The sequence below is a fragment of the Cupriavidus sp. GW822-FHT02D05 genome (assembly GCF_058802485.1).
Genome location: NZ_JBXAOE010000052.1, coordinates 27925 through 41715, shown reverse-complemented (window position 1 = coordinate 41715; position 13791 = coordinate 27925). Strand labels below are relative to the sequence as shown.

At 59.1% G+C, this 13791-nt stretch carries 20 protein-coding genes and 4 pseudogenes; 8 read left to right on the top strand and 16 right to left on the bottom strand.

Annotated features, from left to right (window positions below; all coding sequences use genetic code 11):
* Nucleotides 1-944: 944 nt before the first annotated feature.
* On the bottom strand, nt 945-1460 hold the full coding sequence (locus tag AC1RQK_RS38785) for a hypothetical protein (protein WP_492814807.1): 516 nt from the start codon (nt 1458-1460) through the stop codon (nt 945-947).
* Between AC1RQK_RS38785 and AC1RQK_RS38780 the strand changes: the two genes are divergently transcribed.
* Nucleotides 1459-1896, top strand: coding sequence for a hypothetical protein (locus AC1RQK_RS38780; RefSeq protein ID WP_492814805.1), 438 nt, complete (start codon nt 1459-1461; stop codon nt 1894-1896). The genes AC1RQK_RS38785 and AC1RQK_RS38780 overlap by 2 nt on opposite strands.
* A gap of 49 nt (nt 1897-1945) precedes the next feature.
* Here AC1RQK_RS38780 and AC1RQK_RS38775 read toward each other — a convergent pair whose 3' ends face one another.
* The gene (locus tag AC1RQK_RS38775) at nt 1946-2515 is read right to left on the bottom strand and encodes an inclusion body family protein (RefSeq protein ID WP_416047073.1); all 570 of its coding nucleotides are present in this window, start codon (nt 2513-2515) and stop codon (nt 1946-1948) included.
* A 126-nt stretch (nt 2516-2641) separates the two neighbouring features.
* Here AC1RQK_RS38775 and AC1RQK_RS38770 point away from each other — a divergent pair, with 126 nt between their 5' ends.
* Complete coding sequence (locus AC1RQK_RS38770; RefSeq protein WP_477134730.1) at nt 2642-2899, top strand: hypothetical protein; 258 nt, start codon at nt 2642-2644, stop codon at nt 2897-2899.
* Between the two features lie 112 nt (nt 2900-3011).
* Here AC1RQK_RS38770 and AC1RQK_RS38765 read toward each other — a convergent pair whose 3' ends face one another.
* From AC1RQK_RS38765 to AC1RQK_RS38755, 3 genes are all read right to left on the bottom strand, one after another.
* Entirely contained in the window at nt 3012-3464 is a 453-nt protein-coding gene (locus AC1RQK_RS38765) for a hypothetical protein (RefSeq protein WP_492814802.1), read from the bottom strand.
* A gap of 97 nt (nt 3465-3561) precedes the next feature.
* Nucleotides 3562-3858, bottom strand: coding sequence for a hypothetical protein (locus tag AC1RQK_RS38760; RefSeq protein ID WP_492814800.1), 297 nt, complete (start codon nt 3856-3858; stop codon nt 3562-3564).
* A 262-nt stretch (nt 3859-4120) separates the two neighbouring features.
* Nucleotides 4121-5077 carry a LysR family transcriptional regulator gene (locus AC1RQK_RS38755; protein WP_492814798.1) on the bottom strand — a complete coding sequence of 319 codons (957 nt, stop codon included), beginning with the start codon at nt 5075-5077 and terminating at the stop codon, nt 4121-4123.
* A 119-nt stretch (nt 5078-5196) separates the two neighbouring features.
* Here AC1RQK_RS38755 and AC1RQK_RS38750 point away from each other — a divergent pair, with 119 nt between their 5' ends.
* Nucleotides 5197-6408: an MFS transporter gene (locus tag AC1RQK_RS38750; RefSeq protein ID WP_492814811.1), complete on the top strand. Its 1212-nt coding sequence runs from the start codon at nt 5197-5199 to the stop codon at nt 6406-6408.
* Between the two features lie 56 nt (nt 6409-6464).
* A pseudogene (locus AC1RQK_RS38745) lies at nt 6465-6554 on the top strand (LysR family transcriptional regulator); the annotation flags it as partial.
* A gap of 48 nt (nt 6555-6602) precedes the next feature.
* On the opposite strand, the pseudogene AC1RQK_RS38740 reads toward AC1RQK_RS38745, so the two are convergent.
* Nucleotides 6603-7195, bottom strand: a pseudogene (locus tag AC1RQK_RS38740) (Tn3 family transposase); the annotation flags it as partial.
* Nucleotides 7196-7311: 116 nt separating this feature from the next.
* Complete coding sequence (locus tag AC1RQK_RS38735; protein ID WP_492814796.1) at nt 7312-7902, bottom strand: IclR family transcriptional regulator; 591 nt, start codon at nt 7900-7902, stop codon at nt 7312-7314.
* 219 nt (nt 7903-8121) lie between these two features.
* Between AC1RQK_RS38735 and AC1RQK_RS38730 the strand changes: the two genes are divergently transcribed.
* The 3 genes and pseudogenes from AC1RQK_RS38730 to AC1RQK_RS38720 all read left to right on the top strand — a co-directional run bounded on the left by AC1RQK_RS38730 (nt 8122) and on the right by AC1RQK_RS38720 (nt 9298).
* The gene (locus AC1RQK_RS38730) at nt 8122-8400 is read left to right on the top strand and encodes a hypothetical protein (protein ID WP_492814794.1); all 279 of its coding nucleotides are present in this window, start codon (nt 8122-8124) and stop codon (nt 8398-8400) included.
* Nucleotides 8401-8620: 220 nt separating this feature from the next.
* Nucleotides 8621-8988: pseudogene (locus AC1RQK_RS38725) on the top strand (type II toxin-antitoxin system RelE/ParE family toxin).
* The gene (locus tag AC1RQK_RS38720) at nt 8978-9298 is read left to right on the top strand and encodes a helix-turn-helix domain-containing protein (RefSeq protein ID WP_441637171.1); all 321 of its coding nucleotides are present in this window, start codon (nt 8978-8980) and stop codon (nt 9296-9298) included. The pseudogene AC1RQK_RS38725 and the gene AC1RQK_RS38720 overlap by 11 nt, the downstream one beginning before the upstream one ends.
* 263 nt (nt 9299-9561) lie before the next feature.
* Here AC1RQK_RS38720 and AC1RQK_RS38715 read toward each other — a convergent pair whose 3' ends face one another.
* The 9 genes from AC1RQK_RS38715 to AC1RQK_RS38675 all read right to left on the bottom strand — a co-directional run bounded on the left by AC1RQK_RS38715 (nt 9562) and on the right by AC1RQK_RS38675 (nt 12962).
* Nucleotides 9562-9825, bottom strand: a complete 264-nt coding sequence (locus AC1RQK_RS38715) for a hypothetical protein (protein WP_492814792.1) — start codon at nt 9823-9825, stop codon at nt 9562-9564.
* Between the two features lie 132 nt (nt 9826-9957).
* Complete coding sequence (locus AC1RQK_RS38710; RefSeq protein WP_492814790.1) at nt 9958-10155, bottom strand: hypothetical protein; 198 nt, start codon at nt 10153-10155, stop codon at nt 9958-9960.
* 266 nt (nt 10156-10421) lie between these two features.
* A complete protein-coding gene (locus AC1RQK_RS38705) occupies nt 10422-11048 on the bottom strand; it encodes a PIN domain-containing protein (protein WP_492814788.1) in 627 nt (208 codons plus the stop codon).
* Nucleotides 11049-11064: 16 nt separating this feature from the next.
* Nucleotides 11065-11256, bottom strand: a complete 192-nt coding sequence (locus tag AC1RQK_RS38700) for a hypothetical protein (protein ID WP_492814786.1) — start codon at nt 11254-11256, stop codon at nt 11065-11067.
* A 7-nt stretch (nt 11257-11263) separates the two neighbouring features.
* Nucleotides 11264-11836 carry a DUF4337 domain-containing protein gene (locus tag AC1RQK_RS38695; RefSeq protein WP_492814784.1) on the bottom strand — a complete coding sequence of 191 codons (573 nt, stop codon included), beginning with the start codon at nt 11834-11836 and terminating at the stop codon, nt 11264-11266.
* A 12-nt stretch (nt 11837-11848) separates the two neighbouring features.
* Nucleotides 11849-12025, bottom strand: a complete 177-nt coding sequence (locus AC1RQK_RS38690) for a hypothetical protein (RefSeq protein ID WP_170302018.1) — start codon at nt 12023-12025, stop codon at nt 11849-11851.
* A 43-nt stretch (nt 12026-12068) separates the two neighbouring features.
* Nucleotides 12069-12311, bottom strand: a complete 243-nt coding sequence (locus AC1RQK_RS38685; RefSeq protein WP_492814782.1) for a hypothetical protein — start codon at nt 12309-12311, stop codon at nt 12069-12071.
* Nucleotides 12312-12396: 85 nt separating this feature from the next.
* Nucleotides 12397-12768 carry a type II toxin-antitoxin system VapC family toxin gene (locus AC1RQK_RS38680; protein WP_492814780.1) on the bottom strand — a complete coding sequence of 124 codons (372 nt, stop codon included), beginning with the start codon at nt 12766-12768 and terminating at the stop codon, nt 12397-12399.
* Nucleotides 12765-12962, bottom strand: coding sequence for a type II toxin-antitoxin system VapB family antitoxin (locus AC1RQK_RS38675; protein WP_492814778.1), 198 nt, complete (start codon nt 12960-12962; stop codon nt 12765-12767). Before AC1RQK_RS38675 ends, AC1RQK_RS38680 begins: the two co-directional genes overlap by 4 nt.
* A gap of 422 nt (nt 12963-13384) precedes the next feature.
* Between AC1RQK_RS38675 and AC1RQK_RS38670 the strand changes: the two are divergent.
* Nucleotides 13385-13768: pseudogene (locus tag AC1RQK_RS38670) on the top strand (DUF4158 domain-containing protein); the annotation flags it as partial.
* Nucleotides 13769-13791: the final 23 nt, after the last annotated feature.

Genomic DNA, 13791 nt, shown 5'->3' with positions numbered 1-13791 from the left:
CTGTCCGCCGGTGGAGGCCAGCGCGTTCGAGGCCTTCGTGAGTGCCGTGACTTGAGGCGAGCGGCGTCCCAACCATCTGCGCCAACGGTGAATCCGCTCCCCGCCCCCCTTGAATATGCCTCCCTGCCGCCCGCCGACTCCCGATGAGCTTCAGCCAATGCTGATGCTGGACTTTCGATTGACTCTTGGACCTCCGCGGCAGACATTGGGGAGGCGGGGACACATTGATCGGCCGGAGTTGGCACTGCGACGCGCAGTTGTCCGTAACGCGTTGAAGCGCTGCTGCGCGAGGGCTACGCCGAATGCAGGCCTCGCTACCAACTTATTGTCCGGTTAAATCTCGTTGTCCAACGGTGTCGCGAAGCAAACGTGAGAACGTAGCACGCACGGTGGCTACCGCTCGGTAAGCGGTCGGAATGGTGTCGCGGGCCATCGCGCGCAGTTGTGACGTCAGGGAAGCGACCATTTCTCGCTTCTTTTCGAGCGAAAGCGCACTCCGCCGGAGACCTAATATCGGAGGTATCCACCCATCATCTCCGCCATGCCAACTCTTGTTGAATGCTGGACGGCAGCAATTCTCCGCCGTCGCTATAAGGTTCGCTTTCTACCCAGGCAGGTTCTCACGCGAGGGGCGCAGCAATTGGAGCGCGAGTATGGCGCGATGGCCGTTGGTAACGTCTCCACCCAACGACGAGGCGGTATCGACGGAGGCAGGGGCTCCAATTGCGCCGCTTGATGGCGTACGGCCGGTGGCCGGTGTTCGACAGTTGTCATCTGGTCGCCGACCGCTCCGGAATGCCTGGCGAGTGCTCAAGAATATCGATGCAATTGTTTTGCGTGCGCCGACCGAGTCCCCATAGGCGAACCTGCGCTCGCGGGACGCGCGCCAATCAATGTCGCACAGCGCACGCCGCCCTGTTCCATGCAGAAGGGTGACAATGCGCTTACCGGGACAGCCACCACCAGGCTGCGACGGCTGCGGCGGCCTGGCCCGCGGCCACGACCAGGAAAGGCTGCCAGGACGCGTCGAACTGGTCTTGCAGCGCGGTGACGGCAGCCATGCGCATGGCTGCCGGTGCGTCTTGCGCAGCCAGCCCAGAAAACGGCACCGCTGCTATCTCCTTGTCCGCAAAATGCAGGGCCATGCGGCGTGCCAGCCGCGGCTTGAGCTCGCCGTCTTCGAGAAAGCCACGGAAACGGGCGGTAAATGCTTGCGGCTTGGCAAGCAGGCTGGCCAATGCATCGGGCTGATGCGCTTGCAACGACGCGACGAAACGGCCTAGCGTGGCATCGTAGAAGCGCTCGCCATGGGCGTTTGCGAGCGCACCGAGCACGCGGTCGAGCGCCCGCTGGTGGCCGACCAAGTAATAAGCCACGGGAAAGCCAATCAGGAATACCACTGCCGCCAGCGCCCAGCCCGTGCCTTCGATGCTGTTGGCCACAAACGCAAATGCAATCATGCTGAGCCACATCTCCCAGAATACGCAGTTCTCGGCGGACCTGGAGCGCGCCAGCGTCACCGAGCGCCGCGCGCTGCGCAAAATCGACCAGGAGCGCACGTTGCGACAGAAGGCCGAGCAGGCGGTCGCGGAGCTGCGCACCGAGCTGGCGGCCATGCAGGCGAGGGCGCAAGACGCCGCCGTGGCCGCCGCGGAGGCGCGGGTGCAACTGCAGGCCGAGCGCGCACAAGCCGAAGCCATCGCGTCGCGCCGTCTGGCAACGTCGCCGATGCCCCCCACGGCCTTGGCCGGATGCCGTGGATCGGCAATCCGTGAAGCGTCGGCAGTCCGGTGTCTCTTGCGCTGCCGCGAAGTTCCCCTCATGGCCATCGCCACGCTCACGCCGATACCGGTCAAGAGTGCGAGCCTGGAGCGGTTTGACGGGGCTGGCAGGTAAATGAGTTTGCCAGCCCCCCGCATCAACTGCCGAAGAACCCGTCAAAGAATCAAGCCACAACCACGGTCGGATCCCAGGTAACGTATCCAGCCAATACCTGGTTTTCGTTATCGTCATCCACGGTGAACAGCGCGGCGCAAGCCCAGAAATTCTGTGCCGTGCCCTTGCTGGCTACCAGGGTATCGCACCTGGAGAAGCTCTCCGGAACAAATTTGAAAGGATAGCCGTTAGGCGACGTCGGTTGGGCGGCCCCTTGAAGCGTGATGACGTTAACCACCGGGTTATTGAGAACGGAACCGCCACCCGACAGGCTGTAGATAAAAGCCGCGCTGTCCGAATTGCCGGAGGTGCTGCTGCAGTAAAATGACAGCGTGTCGTTGACGTGGGCGTTGAGTGAAATGTTGCCAGGATCTCCTCCGGCGCTCCAGCCGCGGGGGTCGTCGGAAACCATGTAGATATTCCCATGTCCGATCGGTGTGGGACTCGTTGGGTTCTGACTCAATGAGCCATTGGCAGCAATGATGGCTTCGACATTCATCGTTGTCATCACATTGATGGTGATACTCTGGCTTGAATCTGCGGCTGTCTTGCCTTTGACGGGTGCATTTGCCTCTGCCATGACGGTCTCCTCTCATCGCGCCTACTCTTTTTCCGGTTTTCGGCAATCCCGGTGAAATTCAGGATAAATGGGGGTGACCCCATCAATAAATCGCATTTAGCATAAAATTCAGAAAAATAAATCCGCATGTCGGAATTAAATTTGGCACGATCGTCATTCAAAAAATATAACACGGTGGACGATTCTATTAAAATATCCATCGCCCGTTCAGCGGCACGCAATGTGATGCGCGCGGTATTATTCACCGTCTTTGCTGATTTTATGGATTCGGGCGGTCAATATCGGCCACCGGGGTGCGGTGTTTTGTTCCGCCACGATGTGGAGAGTATGCCAGCGCATGCCTCATTGCAAATTCGTCATGCTTATATCAGCCATAACCATTGAGCGTTGAGGCGTTATTTCATTACATGCAGGAGCGATTATTTCTCGAATCCCCTATATCGGGGGGGGCGAAATCGCATTCCGTGCTCTTCTGCCGCCCCGTGGCCACCTCGCTCTAGCCGGCCGCGCCCCTGCCGCTGGAGAGGTCAATGCTCAAGGAAGCCGCGCCGGGAATGCGAAGAGTTCCGGGCGGCGCTGACGAGCGTGCCCTTGCGCAGGACATCGCCGGCTGGCTGGCACGAAAGGCGGCCCGTCGCCGAGACTGCCCGGCAACGGCGCGCGCGCCTACCAGCACAGATCGGCGGCCGAAGGCGGCCGGGCCTTGCCAAGATCGAAATCCGCCTCCCGCACGCCCCGTCGGCGTCAGCGACACCCAGTGCAACATCGTAGGCGAGCGCACCAGCCCGAGGTTGATCTGGATAGCCCAGCGGATGGGCGATGGCTGGCTGCCGCGCAATTCGATCGTATCCGCGGACAGCTTCAGATGCAGAAGGCGGCCGTCCTGCGCGGGCGCGAACGCCATTTCGCCGGCCACCGTGATACCGTCCTCGTGTACGCTTGCCAGCATGCAGGCAAGGCGCGACGCGGCCGGAGTGTCCGCTGGACCAGACATCGACCGAGCTTGCCTGCTGCGGCCGCAATGCCGTCTTGTACACGCGATAGCGCTAGCTCATGCCGTTGGCGGTATTCAAGCCATCCTCGAAAGTCAGCATGATGCGGCCCGCGGCATTCTGCGCTACCGACACAGGTTCCTGGGCTTCCTTTTCCGCGGCCAGCAAGCGGCGCTTGCCCAGACTGGGCTGGGCCGTGTTCGATTCGGCGACATAGATGTCGTGCGTCCAATTGCGGTTGCGGTTGCGGTCCGGACCGCGCGGCGGCAAGCCGGAGCTGCTGAAGAGGACATAGGCGGTTTCCCCGGGGCCGGCCGCCGTGCCGATGCCATGCATTTTGGCAAGCTGCACGAGGTCGCTGCAGGACCCTCAACAAAAGTCAGAGGAGAGCCGCCATGAACAGTCGCCAACCGCTACAGCCAACCGACGCGATTATCAAGCTCGAGCAAATCGGCGCCGTTTCTCGCCACGATGGCTCCTTGCTATTGCCTACGTCCCGGGTTCGCCATGGTCGGTGGCTGACCCTTTAAACCGGTCATGCATATCCATCCTGGCTTCGACTGGGATGCCGGCGGCAACGTGGTCCGAGAACTTAAGTGCGTGCCCGCTTGCATCAACCTGTCTTAGCGGACGTCAATGGTGAAGGGAGATCCGCCAGAATATCGTCGGATGCGTGCTGAAATCGGTCTATCAGAAAATCCAATAACGCCCGCACGCGGGGAGTCATGTACCGATTCTGGTGGAATACAGCATAGATTCCGGGCTCGCTTTCGATCAAATCTGGTAACAGGGCCTTGAGTGTGCCAGCACGAATATCCTCAGCCGCATCCCAGATCGTCTTGCGGGCAATGCCATATCCTGCCAGTGCCCATGTACGGGCCAACGCACCGTCATTGGTTTCCCACGCATTTTCCATCGCTACCGTGTGAGTCCAGTGCTTTCCTGCTGACGCAAAATGAAATTCGTTCAGTGGGCCGGCAGCCGTGACTAGGATGACGAACTGATGTGTAACCAAGTCTGCCGGAGTACGTGGCGTACCGTGTTTAGCCAGGTATTCAGGGGACGCGCATAACACCCGCCAGTTTGGCGCTAGCCGACGTGCAATGAGCGAATCGTTATCCGGCTTTCCAAAACGAACCGCGAAGTCTACGTCATCGTGCAGTAGATCCGAGGGCGAGTCGGTCAACGTCAGGGCGACTTTCAATTCTGGCTGCGCACGGATGAAGTCGTCCAGCCATTGATTAAGCTGATGACGACCAAAATCGGCTGATGCCGAAATACGAACTTTTCCGCGCACCACATTCTGACTCGCATGGAGCGCGTCTTCGGCGTCCTCAATGGCTCTCAGGGCGATGCAGCAATGTCGACGATATAGCCGGCCCTCTTCTGTCAAACGCAATTGCCTTGTACTGCGATCGAGCAACTTCGTGCGGAGCGCAGTTTCCAGTTTGGTCAGCCGAGCACTCGCAGCGGCTGGCGAAAAGCCCAGCTTGCGGCCCGCGGCAGACAGGCTGCCAAGTGCCGCCGCCTCTACGAACAAACGCATATCACCTAGTCGATCGGTCGCCATCTTTCATTTAGATTTGAATTTGATTCAAAATATGCCCCAATTATCAAATCTATGTGTACCAGCCAAACTGCGTCCTTGCAACCCTGACTGAAAGGCGACAGCGAGAGGTGGACGGCATGATGGACGAGAGTAGCGGTATGGTAGTGGAGAGGATCGAATGTGTGGCGCCGGCTGGCCGGCTTCCCATGCCAGGGTTGCTGGCGTTGACGATGGCTAGTTTTATTGCCACGGCGAACGAGACTGTGCCGGCTGGCTTGCTTCCGCAGATTGCTCAAGGATTTCATGTGACCGAGGCTTGGGCTGGGCAGCTTGTGACGAGTTGCGCACTCGGATCAGGCTTGGCAGCTATCCCGTTGACGGCAGCTACGAGCAAATGGCAACGGCGGCATGTCCTGTTGCTGGTGCTGGTTGCATTTCTCGTTTGCAATGCGATAACGGCGGCGTCCTCGCACTATGTACTGACACTGGTTGCGCGGTTCGCAGTGGGGCTTGCCACGGGGCTTGCCTGGAGTCTCTTGGCAACCTATGCACGCCGTATGGTTCCAGTGTCCATGCAGGGCCGCGCGCTTGCGGTGGCAATGGTTGGCATCCCTTTAGCGTTATCGGTTGGCGTACCGTTGAGCGCCTGGCTCGGAACCATGATCGGCTGGCGCAGCGTTTTTGGCATCATGTCGGGAATGACCCTGGTGTTAATGGGCTGGGTTTTCTGGGCGGTTCCCGACTACCCCGGCCAGACGGCCGACGGTCGTTTGCCAATGAGGCAAGTCCTTGCCACCCCTGGCGTGCGACCTGTGCTGTTCGTCGTGATGGCTTGGATTCTTCCGCATTACATTCTCTATACCTATATCGCTCCCTTCCTGGCATCGGTTGGGCTAGCCGGCAATGTGGACTCCGTACTGCTTATTTTTGGCGTGTCTGCCATGTTCGGCATATGGCTTGTCGGTTCTCTCGTTGACCGATGGCTGCGTCTTCTGGTGCTGACCGGACTGGGTTCTTTTGCCTTGGTTTCACTGGCATTCGGCTTGGGAAGCACGTCACTTGTAGTCATATGCGTTGGTGTGGCGATCTGGGGTTTGACCTTTAGCGGTGCGCCGACGTTGTTGCAAACCGCATTGGCCGATGCAGCGGGTAACGGTGCTGACGTTGCTCAATCCATGCTGGTAACGGTGTTCAATCTCTCGTTCGCCGGCAGCGGGATTATTGGCGGGGTACTGCTTGAGTCCGCAGGAGCTACATCTTTTCCTTGGGTAATGCTGTTGATACTGATGATTGGTTTCCTCACCGCTTGGCGCGCGAACATCTATGGGTTTACGTCTGGCCCGCGTCGATGAACGTTTGATCCAGCGGCTAGACCGTCAGATTCATGACGGGCGTTTGAGGTTAATTAATGGAGCTTCGACATCTACGCTGTTTCCTGGCCGTGGCCGAAGAACTCCATTTCGCCCGCGCAGCCGAGAAGCTGCACATCGAGCGGGCGGACGTTTGGGAGTGAAGCGAATGCGCTCAGCGAGTGGGACGCTAGTGGTGGCATCAGGTTGATGCCACCAGGTAGGACAGACCAAACACCGGCCCCCTCTGTGCCTGCGTGTCACCGTGAATGGTATCCGGCTGAATATCAGAGTCGTTTCTGATGAGCCCGTCCAGGATGTACACCGCCTCATGCACGCCGCACGGAATGAAGTTGCTGAAGAGCGCGATGTACATGTCGGAGACATGGTAGTAGCCAATCCCGCCGTACCCGCCATAACGGATGTGATACTCCGACAGGAGATTCTGCTCATACAGATTCCACTTCGTGCCATCCGCGGACGCGCGTTTGCCACTGCCCCAGGACTTCGGTAGCGCGAACTGATTGTACGCATTGATGATCTTCACAATGGCTTTGTCGAGCCGTTCTTCGGTGACGTGACGCAGGTTCAGCCACGCAATTTGCTTGCGACTCAGCCCCTTGACGGACCGGGCCGTCTGGCTCGGCCCCAGGTTGCAACCGTAGCAGAACAGCGTGCAGATAACGCGCTTGCGAGGGTCGTCGTGCTTGGCATCGAAGCCGGACAGTGGGCCGAACAGCTTATGCAGATTCAGCCATTGCTCCGTCTCGGTTAGCACATCGAGGCTGCTGATCTGCGGCATTTACGCAGTGATGGCCTGGTCGATCAGCATCGTGTTAGGCGGGTCAGGCGACACGAAGGGATCCACAGTGGAACCAAAATCAAATCGCGCCCGCGAGCGAATCATCACGAGGAACGCACACCCGCTTGCCCAGGATGAAGAACCGGCAGTTCCCACCCCAAACGCGCGCGTCGTCTTTGGCCATCGGCCAAGGCGCCCCGCCTCAATAGCCAGGCATGTGCTGCCCGGCGATCGACGCCACCGTGGCCACCAGTAGGTCCGCAAAGCGCTTCTCGTCGGTCTCCGCCTGCCAGCGCGGGCCCGCCACGGCGATATGCCGCCTGGGCCACCCCGGCATCGTCGACGACAGTCGCGGCGATGGAATAAGCGCCCAGGCAGTACTCCTCAGCGGTATGCGCGTAGCCGCGCTGCCGCACCTGCTCGAGCCGCTCCCGGAAGCGCTTCGGCTCGGTCACGGTGAAGCGCGTGTACTGCACCAGCCGCGACTTGCGCATTACGTCTTCCACCGCGCCGTCAGGCATGTTGGCCAGCATGGCCAGGCCCGGCGCGGTACAGAATGCCGGTATGCGCAAGCCAACCTGGAAGCTACGCATCAGAACATGGCGGCTGACGATGCGCGAGACGAACACCACATCGGCCTCGTCGAGCACGCTCAGATTGGTGGCTTCCTCGGTCTCGTGCGCCAGTTTCTGCACGAAGTGCGCGGCCGCTGTGAAATGTGTTGCCCACGCCCTGCAAGTCGGCCATCTTCTTGAGTCGCAGGTCAGCCTCGCCACGAAGCTGGTTTTCGGTCACACCCAGCATCCGCTCCGCCATCGCGTAGTACCGCGGCATGATGTGCTTCCAATCCTGCAGGCCGGCCCGCCCAGCAGTTGCGCCAGCGGGCTGAGGCCATCATTCGGATCCGAACCCACATGGCCAATTTTCCCCTCACGCTCGACGGCCTGGTCGCCGAAGGGTGTTTCCCGACAGACGTCGCTTCGTCGGCGTCCCCGGCCGTCGCACGCTATCGCAGTGCAGATGGCCAGAGCTGGGACGGGGAGGGCGCGCGGCCCGACTGGCTGCAGCGCGCGGTCAATGCCGGGCACCGTGGAACATTTCCGTGTCGGTCGGACCGAGTGCTTGCGGATGACTACCGCAAGCCCGTCCACGATCCGATCACTGCCATACTCGACCAAGTGGTCGGTGCATAGCGCTGCCAATCCAGCAAGTAGTCGTCAAGCCGAGCAGAAGGCGAGACGGACGAAGTGACTATTTATATGGCGTATACATTACATTATGGGCGCCTGATCTGCGTAACGCTTGCTCAGCAGGTGACCGCGGAGCGGTGTGGTATGCGGTACTTGTCATGTGCTTTATTGAAAAGTGTTGCACCGAGTGCTAGACTTTCTTCTCTGATTTCTTGCCCGCTACATGAAAAGTCCTGCGCAGCGTGTCTTCAAAACGTACTGGTTCAGCAAGATGGCAAGCAAGGCCGGAATCGACGATGCTGAATTATGTGAGGCTGCACAGGAACTGATGCTGAGCCAAGGCGATGATCTAGGCGGCGGCGTTTGGAAGACGCGGCTCAACAAGAACAGGCATCGCTCAATTGTCCTCAACAAGGTCGGCAAGCGATGGATATCACCTACTTGTTCGCGAAGAAGGACCGGGAAAACATCAGCGATAAGGAACTGGAAGGGTTCAAGAAGCTTTCCAAGGATTACGCGGCAGCCTCCGCGTCGCAGATCGCTGGACTGCTCGATCAAGGGGAGCTACTGGAGATTTGCCATGACTGCTAAACGATTCAAGACCGACGCCTTTGAGGCGATCCACAGCGCCGCATCTGGCCTTCTGAAGGCGAAATCCATCGACAAGAAAACCATGCGCGAGTATGACGACTTGTGCCTGGAAGAACCGCCACACTTCGATGCTAAGGACATCGTTCAGATTCGCAAATCGGTCAAAGTGAGCCAGCCCATTTTTGCTCGCTACCTGAACACAAGTACGTCAACCATTCAGAAATGGGAGAGCGGGCAGAAGCAGCCTAGCGGGATGGCAGCGAGGTTGCTGCAAGTCGTCCAGAAGCATGGTTTGGAAGTGCTTGCTTGAACCCCGACTGCCCGGTCAAGGGCTGACAGGGTAGGGGTGTCGAGATGGGGGTACCGTCGCAACATCCGCAGGTCATTGTGCCCTGTGAGGACGTCGTTGGTGCTGGCGTTCACTCCGGTTTGCCAAGAGGGGGCGAGGACATTGTCTCCGCGTTGAGTAGACAATTGAATTGGGGCCGAATTTAACGCCCGGTCCGCGAAAAATGCACTCGACTGTTTGTAGGGTGCGAAACGTACCCCACGGCCTGGCGAACCATCCAGCGGTCAGTTGCCCGTCGGCGAGCGGTGGGTTGGAACCGGTGCAAAGTCGAAATGGGCGGCAGCATACACGGCATTGCACGCCCATACTTCTTCCCCGTCCTTATAGAACGTGACCCATTTGCCGTCGCTGAGGCATTGCGCGCCGGGAAAAACCTCCTCATGGCCGTTTGGACCGTCCAGCGGGAAAGGCGCGTGGGGCGTGGCCCAGTGGCGGCCGTTCGGTAAGGCCGTGATCGATTTTCGGGGCATTTTCTTCAGAACTGCCATGTGGTGTCACACAACGAGCGATCCGACCCGCCGCGGCGAACCGGATTGTGTCAATCCCGCAACGGCGTGGCACCGTCCTGAGACATCCTCGTGTAGTCTCGCTGCCAATCACCTCCTGCTATACGGTCCAATTTAGCCATAGGGCAAGACCTCCAAATTGCAGTCCGAGCCGTCGGCGTCGGCGCCATCCTTGTGATCGTCGCCGTTGCCTCCCGGCAAGTATATCTGCGAGTCGCTGCTGAGGCTGGCATTGCCGGCGGTGAGGAGGATCCCGCAGCGATGATGTTGATCCGATGCGAGGCCATGCACAGCAGGCTGCAGAATCAGCATATTTCCGAAGAGGCTGCGGATTCTGACGAGGCGACGCGCGCCCGGCGGTGTATGGAGTCCTGAGCTCGCAGCAAACTTAAGCAGTCTGCAGTTCACGCTCCGTGTGCGACGCTAACGGTCCATCCCGCGCGCCAGCCCTGGTTCCATTTAACTCCGGAATCACGGTCGGCACGTATGTGGCCGGTTACGTCCAGCGGATAGTGCAGGCGCTTGAGCACCTTCGCTACGCCAGCGGGCAGCGAATTTTTCGCAGATGCCTTCTTTGATCAGAAATTGTAAGAGAGCTTGCCCTTGGCCTCTACAATCAGCTTCGTGGCAAGCATCTCGTCAATGACACCTGAGATATCCTTGTCCTTCAGCTTCAAGTGCTCCATCGCCTTGAGATGCTTGACCAAGGTCGCGCGCTTGCCCGGCCGTGCTGTCTTTGGTGACCGGCCCAAGATCTCGCGTACCTTGATAGTCGCGGCGAAGGCCGCGCCAATATCAATGCCATCAGAGGCTTGCACGGAAACACTGTTCTTCGTCTTCGCAGGCGGTGGTACTTCCGAAAGCGATTCAATCCGCTTGCAAGGCATGCCGCCGCTGGCGATATGAACAATGAGCGGGTCGTAACCCTTGTCCTTCGACAGGACGAAAACGGGGCCGCGCTCGCCACGCTCGGCAAGTCGTCCCAGCTCGAAAGCGATGTGGAAATCCAGTGCATTGCGACCGCTGCCGCTGGCTCGGATCCATTGTGCCGGCGGCTCAAGTGCCTGGCCTGCGATCACCAGATCCAGAGAAATGGACTTTTGGCTGGCGCCGGCGAAGACAATCAGGCGGGCTCCCCCAGACACCGCAGCCGGTGCGAGCTGCTGGATGTTCTCCATGTCGACGAGAATGATCGGGCCGGGCATCTTTCTGTCCATTTCGTCAGCGCGGGTCACGGATCACCACAAATCCGGGATCGCAGTGATCGCGGCCGGCGTCCTTGGCTTCCTCTTCGGTGTCGAACGTGCCCGCATCGACCAAGTTAGCCGTGTAGCCAACGTCGCCATCCTTTGGGCAGAGATAGCCGTCTCCGCTGCGGACAATCCAGCCGCGCTGTTTGCTTGTCGCTTTCATCTTTTTCCTAGATGTGGAGCATTGAAAGGACAGCCAGCACACCGCCAATCGCACCTACCCCGTACGATGCCACCTGCAACCATCGGCGCCGCGTGAGCAGCGTGATTGCCGCCAAGGCTATAGAAACCTGAACTGCTACGACGGCTTGTGCCCAGCGGTGATGATGGTGGACAGCATTCTCACTGGCCTCGTCAGCGTCCCTAGCCGCTCGCTCTTGCGCCTCTGCCTTCTGCCGGATTTGCTCCTTCTCCGCCCCGTAGCGCAGCGCCTCCCGATTGGCGGCGGCTTGATCCACGCCGGGCAGCTGTGCCATCAGTTCAGCAATCGCTTGCTTCTGTCCCTTCGCTTGGTAGTAGGCCCATTGGTTGGCTGCTTCGGTCTTGTGAATAGCGGCCTCATTCTTCAGAAGCAGCGCTTCGTTTTGGGTCGCCCCGCCCTGATAGCCGAAAACCGCGCCAGCCGTCGACAGGATCGCTGTCATCACCGCAATACGTCCCGAAAAACTGTCGGCATGACCGATTTCCGCCGCGTGCTCAATCGCGTGGTCGTGGGCACCGTGTACGTGAAATCCCTCTGACATTGTTATTCCGCTTCAAAACAGCTGCTTGACGGCCCAAACGCCCAAAATGAGCACGATGGCGATGACAATGACGCCTACCAAACCGTGACCACGCATCAGAGCGCCGACCGTGTGGTTGGTCGCGCTGCGTACCACGGCGCCGGCTGCCTGGTCCACAATAGACGTATGGCTATGTGCAAGAATTTTCATGCTTTTCCTACATGAGATCGATGTTCAGTTGGAATCCAATCTTTCAAACCTCAGGACCAAATGCCGGCTTGGCATACATGTTGAGAATGGGAGCGAACATCACCCCATTCTCAGTACGCAGCTCTACCGCGCCGTGCTTCAGCAGGTATGCAAACTCGGCCGCCGAAACGACGTTCTCGTCCGTAACATATTGAACACCAGCCTTGTTCCAGCCGTTGCTAACCAACTTGGCAAGAATCGCCTTGGAGGCGGCATCAAGCGGCGCAGATGAAATCTGCAGGCTCATCGTTCGTCCTTTCTAGTCGATCACTGCCGCACACCCGTCTGCTGGGGCGCCAGCTACTCCATCACGGCGATCACCTTTCCGTTATCTAGTGCGCGAGCACCGCGCCAAGATTGAGTTCATCGGCAACTTTCTTCAATCGCTTGTCGCGCGTCCAGATGGTGATGCCTGGTTGTAGGCGCGCGGACGCCAACAGTGACGTGTCGACATATCCGATTCCACGATTGAACAAACCTTCGCGCTCGATCAGATAAAAGGTCTCCTCCGGCGTTGCAACTAGCGCGCGCGGCAGATCGAGCAACGCGCCAAGCACGACGTCACGGTCACGCAGACTACCGAGCGAAATCTCGCCTATCACATATGGATGAGCCAGCACACGCTCCTCGGCAAGCAGGCTAATCAGCATAGGATCAGAAGCGTTGATGTGGTCAATCCAGACCGACGTGTCGACAAGAATCATTCGACGACCTGCCGGCGACGCGGCGCCCCCTTGATGCCCGGTTGGCTACCGCCAAGATTCGCGAGTCGTTTCGCGGCTTCACGCTGGATCAAGGCCTTTAGTGCTTCGCGCACAAGTGCCGTTTTTTCCTCCAGGCCCGTATAGGCTTGAGCCTTGGCGATCAAGTCGCCATCAAGCGCAATAGTCGTACGCATGGGAGCCTCCGTAAGTATCGGCACAAATTATAGCATCGGTTGATGCTTATAATAGTGCATTCCGTCATGTCGTAGTTGGAGAGCGCGCCAAAACGGGGGCAAACGACCGGACAAGCGCTGAGAGGCCAATGAGCCACCTCAAATGCGCGCCAGCTACGGTCGTATGTTGAACGATGGTATCCCTCGATCGCCGGAGAGGAAGACCACCGCCTTACTGCTTAGTCACCCCCGGTTTGGCGCGGTCTCCCGGACGCGCTAAAGGGGGGTAATCGCACTTTTCGTGCAAAATCTGGCGGTTTCCCCGAAAGCCTTTGTCGACAACACTTTCCGACAAGCCCACACCTGTTGGCCGCTGCGAATGAGAGGAGGGCGCAACATAGCCGCCCGCGATTCGGATCGCGCCATCTCGATGGGGGCAAGAGATGCCGGGCTTGGGATTTCGCTATGTGGGAAGTGACCGGTTGCCGATGCGGCTGTTGGAATTCGATGTGGAACTGTATTTCGCGCTGACCGACAGCGACGTCGCGGCGATCATTGAGCGCTTTCGGAAAGACGCTCTACGACCACCTGATCTGGACCTGCGGGTATTTGGGCTTGAAGTCAATCGGCCCGGACCAGAGGGCAGACCTCGAAGCATGGCATGGATGCACCAGGATGCCACGGAATCGCTCACGCTCGACGAACTGCTCCAGCACGCGAACTGTTGGCTGTATGAACGAAGGATTCTGATTCCCGCCGACCGGACATTGGGGGATCTCGGACGATCTGTCTGGGCTGAGATCGAGCGCAACACGCTCGCCCTGATCCGCAATGTCCCTTTGCACGCTAC

What these genes read in the sequence shown, in the direction of transcription:
- AC1RQK_RS38780 (WP_492814805.1), top strand. Translation starts at nt 1,459, where the DNA reads ATGCTGAGCCACATCTCCCAGAATACGCAGTTCTCGGCGGACCTGGAG.
- AC1RQK_RS38785 (WP_492814807.1), bottom strand. Translation starts at nt 1,460, where the DNA reads ATGATTGCATTTGCGTTTGTGGCCAACAGCATCGAAGGCACGGGCTGG.
- AC1RQK_RS38775 (WP_416047073.1), bottom strand. Translation starts at nt 2,515, where the DNA reads ATGGCAGAGGCAAATGCACCCGTCAAAGGCAAGACAGCCGCAGATTCA.
- AC1RQK_RS38770 (WP_477134730.1), top strand. Translation starts at nt 2,642, where the DNA reads ATGTCGGAATTAAATTTGGCACGATCGTCATTCAAAAAATATAACACG.
- AC1RQK_RS38765 (WP_492814802.1), bottom strand. Translation starts at nt 3,464, where the DNA reads ATGCTGGCAAGCGTACACGAGGACGGTATCACGGTGGCCGGCGAAATG.
- AC1RQK_RS38755 (WP_492814798.1), bottom strand. Translation starts at nt 5,077, where the DNA reads ATGGCGACCGATCGACTAGGTGATATGCGTTTGTTCGTAGAGGCGGCG.
- AC1RQK_RS38750 (WP_492814811.1), top strand. Translation starts at nt 5,197, where the DNA reads ATGGACGAGAGTAGCGGTATGGTAGTGGAGAGGATCGAATGTGTGGCG.
- AC1RQK_RS38730 (WP_492814794.1), top strand. Translation starts at nt 8,122, where the DNA reads ATGGCCAATTTTCCCCTCACGCTCGACGGCCTGGTCGCCGAAGGGTGT.
- AC1RQK_RS38720 (WP_441637171.1), top strand. Translation starts at nt 8,978, where the DNA reads ATGACTGCTAAACGATTCAAGACCGACGCCTTTGAGGCGATCCACAGC.
- AC1RQK_RS38715 (WP_492814792.1), bottom strand. Translation starts at nt 9,825, where the DNA reads ATGGCAGTTCTGAAGAAAATGCCCCGAAAATCGATCACGGCCTTACCG.
- AC1RQK_RS38710 (WP_492814790.1), bottom strand. Translation starts at nt 10,155, where the DNA reads ATGCTGATTCTGCAGCCTGCTGTGCATGGCCTCGCATCGGATCAACAT.
- AC1RQK_RS38705 (WP_492814788.1), bottom strand. Translation starts at nt 11,048, where the DNA reads ATGCCCGGCCCGATCATTCTCGTCGACATGGAGAACATCCAGCAGCTC.
- AC1RQK_RS38700 (WP_492814786.1), bottom strand. Translation starts at nt 11,256, where the DNA reads ATGAAAGCGACAAGCAAACAGCGCGGCTGGATTGTCCGCAGCGGAGAC.
- AC1RQK_RS38695 (WP_492814784.1), bottom strand. Translation starts at nt 11,836, where the DNA reads ATGTCAGAGGGATTTCACGTACACGGTGCCCACGACCACGCGATTGAG.
- AC1RQK_RS38690 (WP_170302018.1), bottom strand. Translation starts at nt 12,025, where the DNA reads ATGAAAATTCTTGCACATAGCCATACGTCTATTGTGGACCAGGCAGCC.
- AC1RQK_RS38685 (WP_492814782.1), bottom strand. Translation starts at nt 12,311, where the DNA reads ATGAGCCTGCAGATTTCATCTGCGCCGCTTGATGCCGCCTCCAAGGCG.
- AC1RQK_RS38680 (WP_492814780.1), bottom strand. Translation starts at nt 12,768, where the DNA reads ATGATTCTTGTCGACACGTCGGTCTGGATTGACCACATCAACGCTTCT.
- AC1RQK_RS38675 (WP_492814778.1), bottom strand. Translation starts at nt 12,962, where the DNA reads ATGCGTACGACTATTGCGCTTGATGGCGACTTGATCGCCAAGGCTCAA.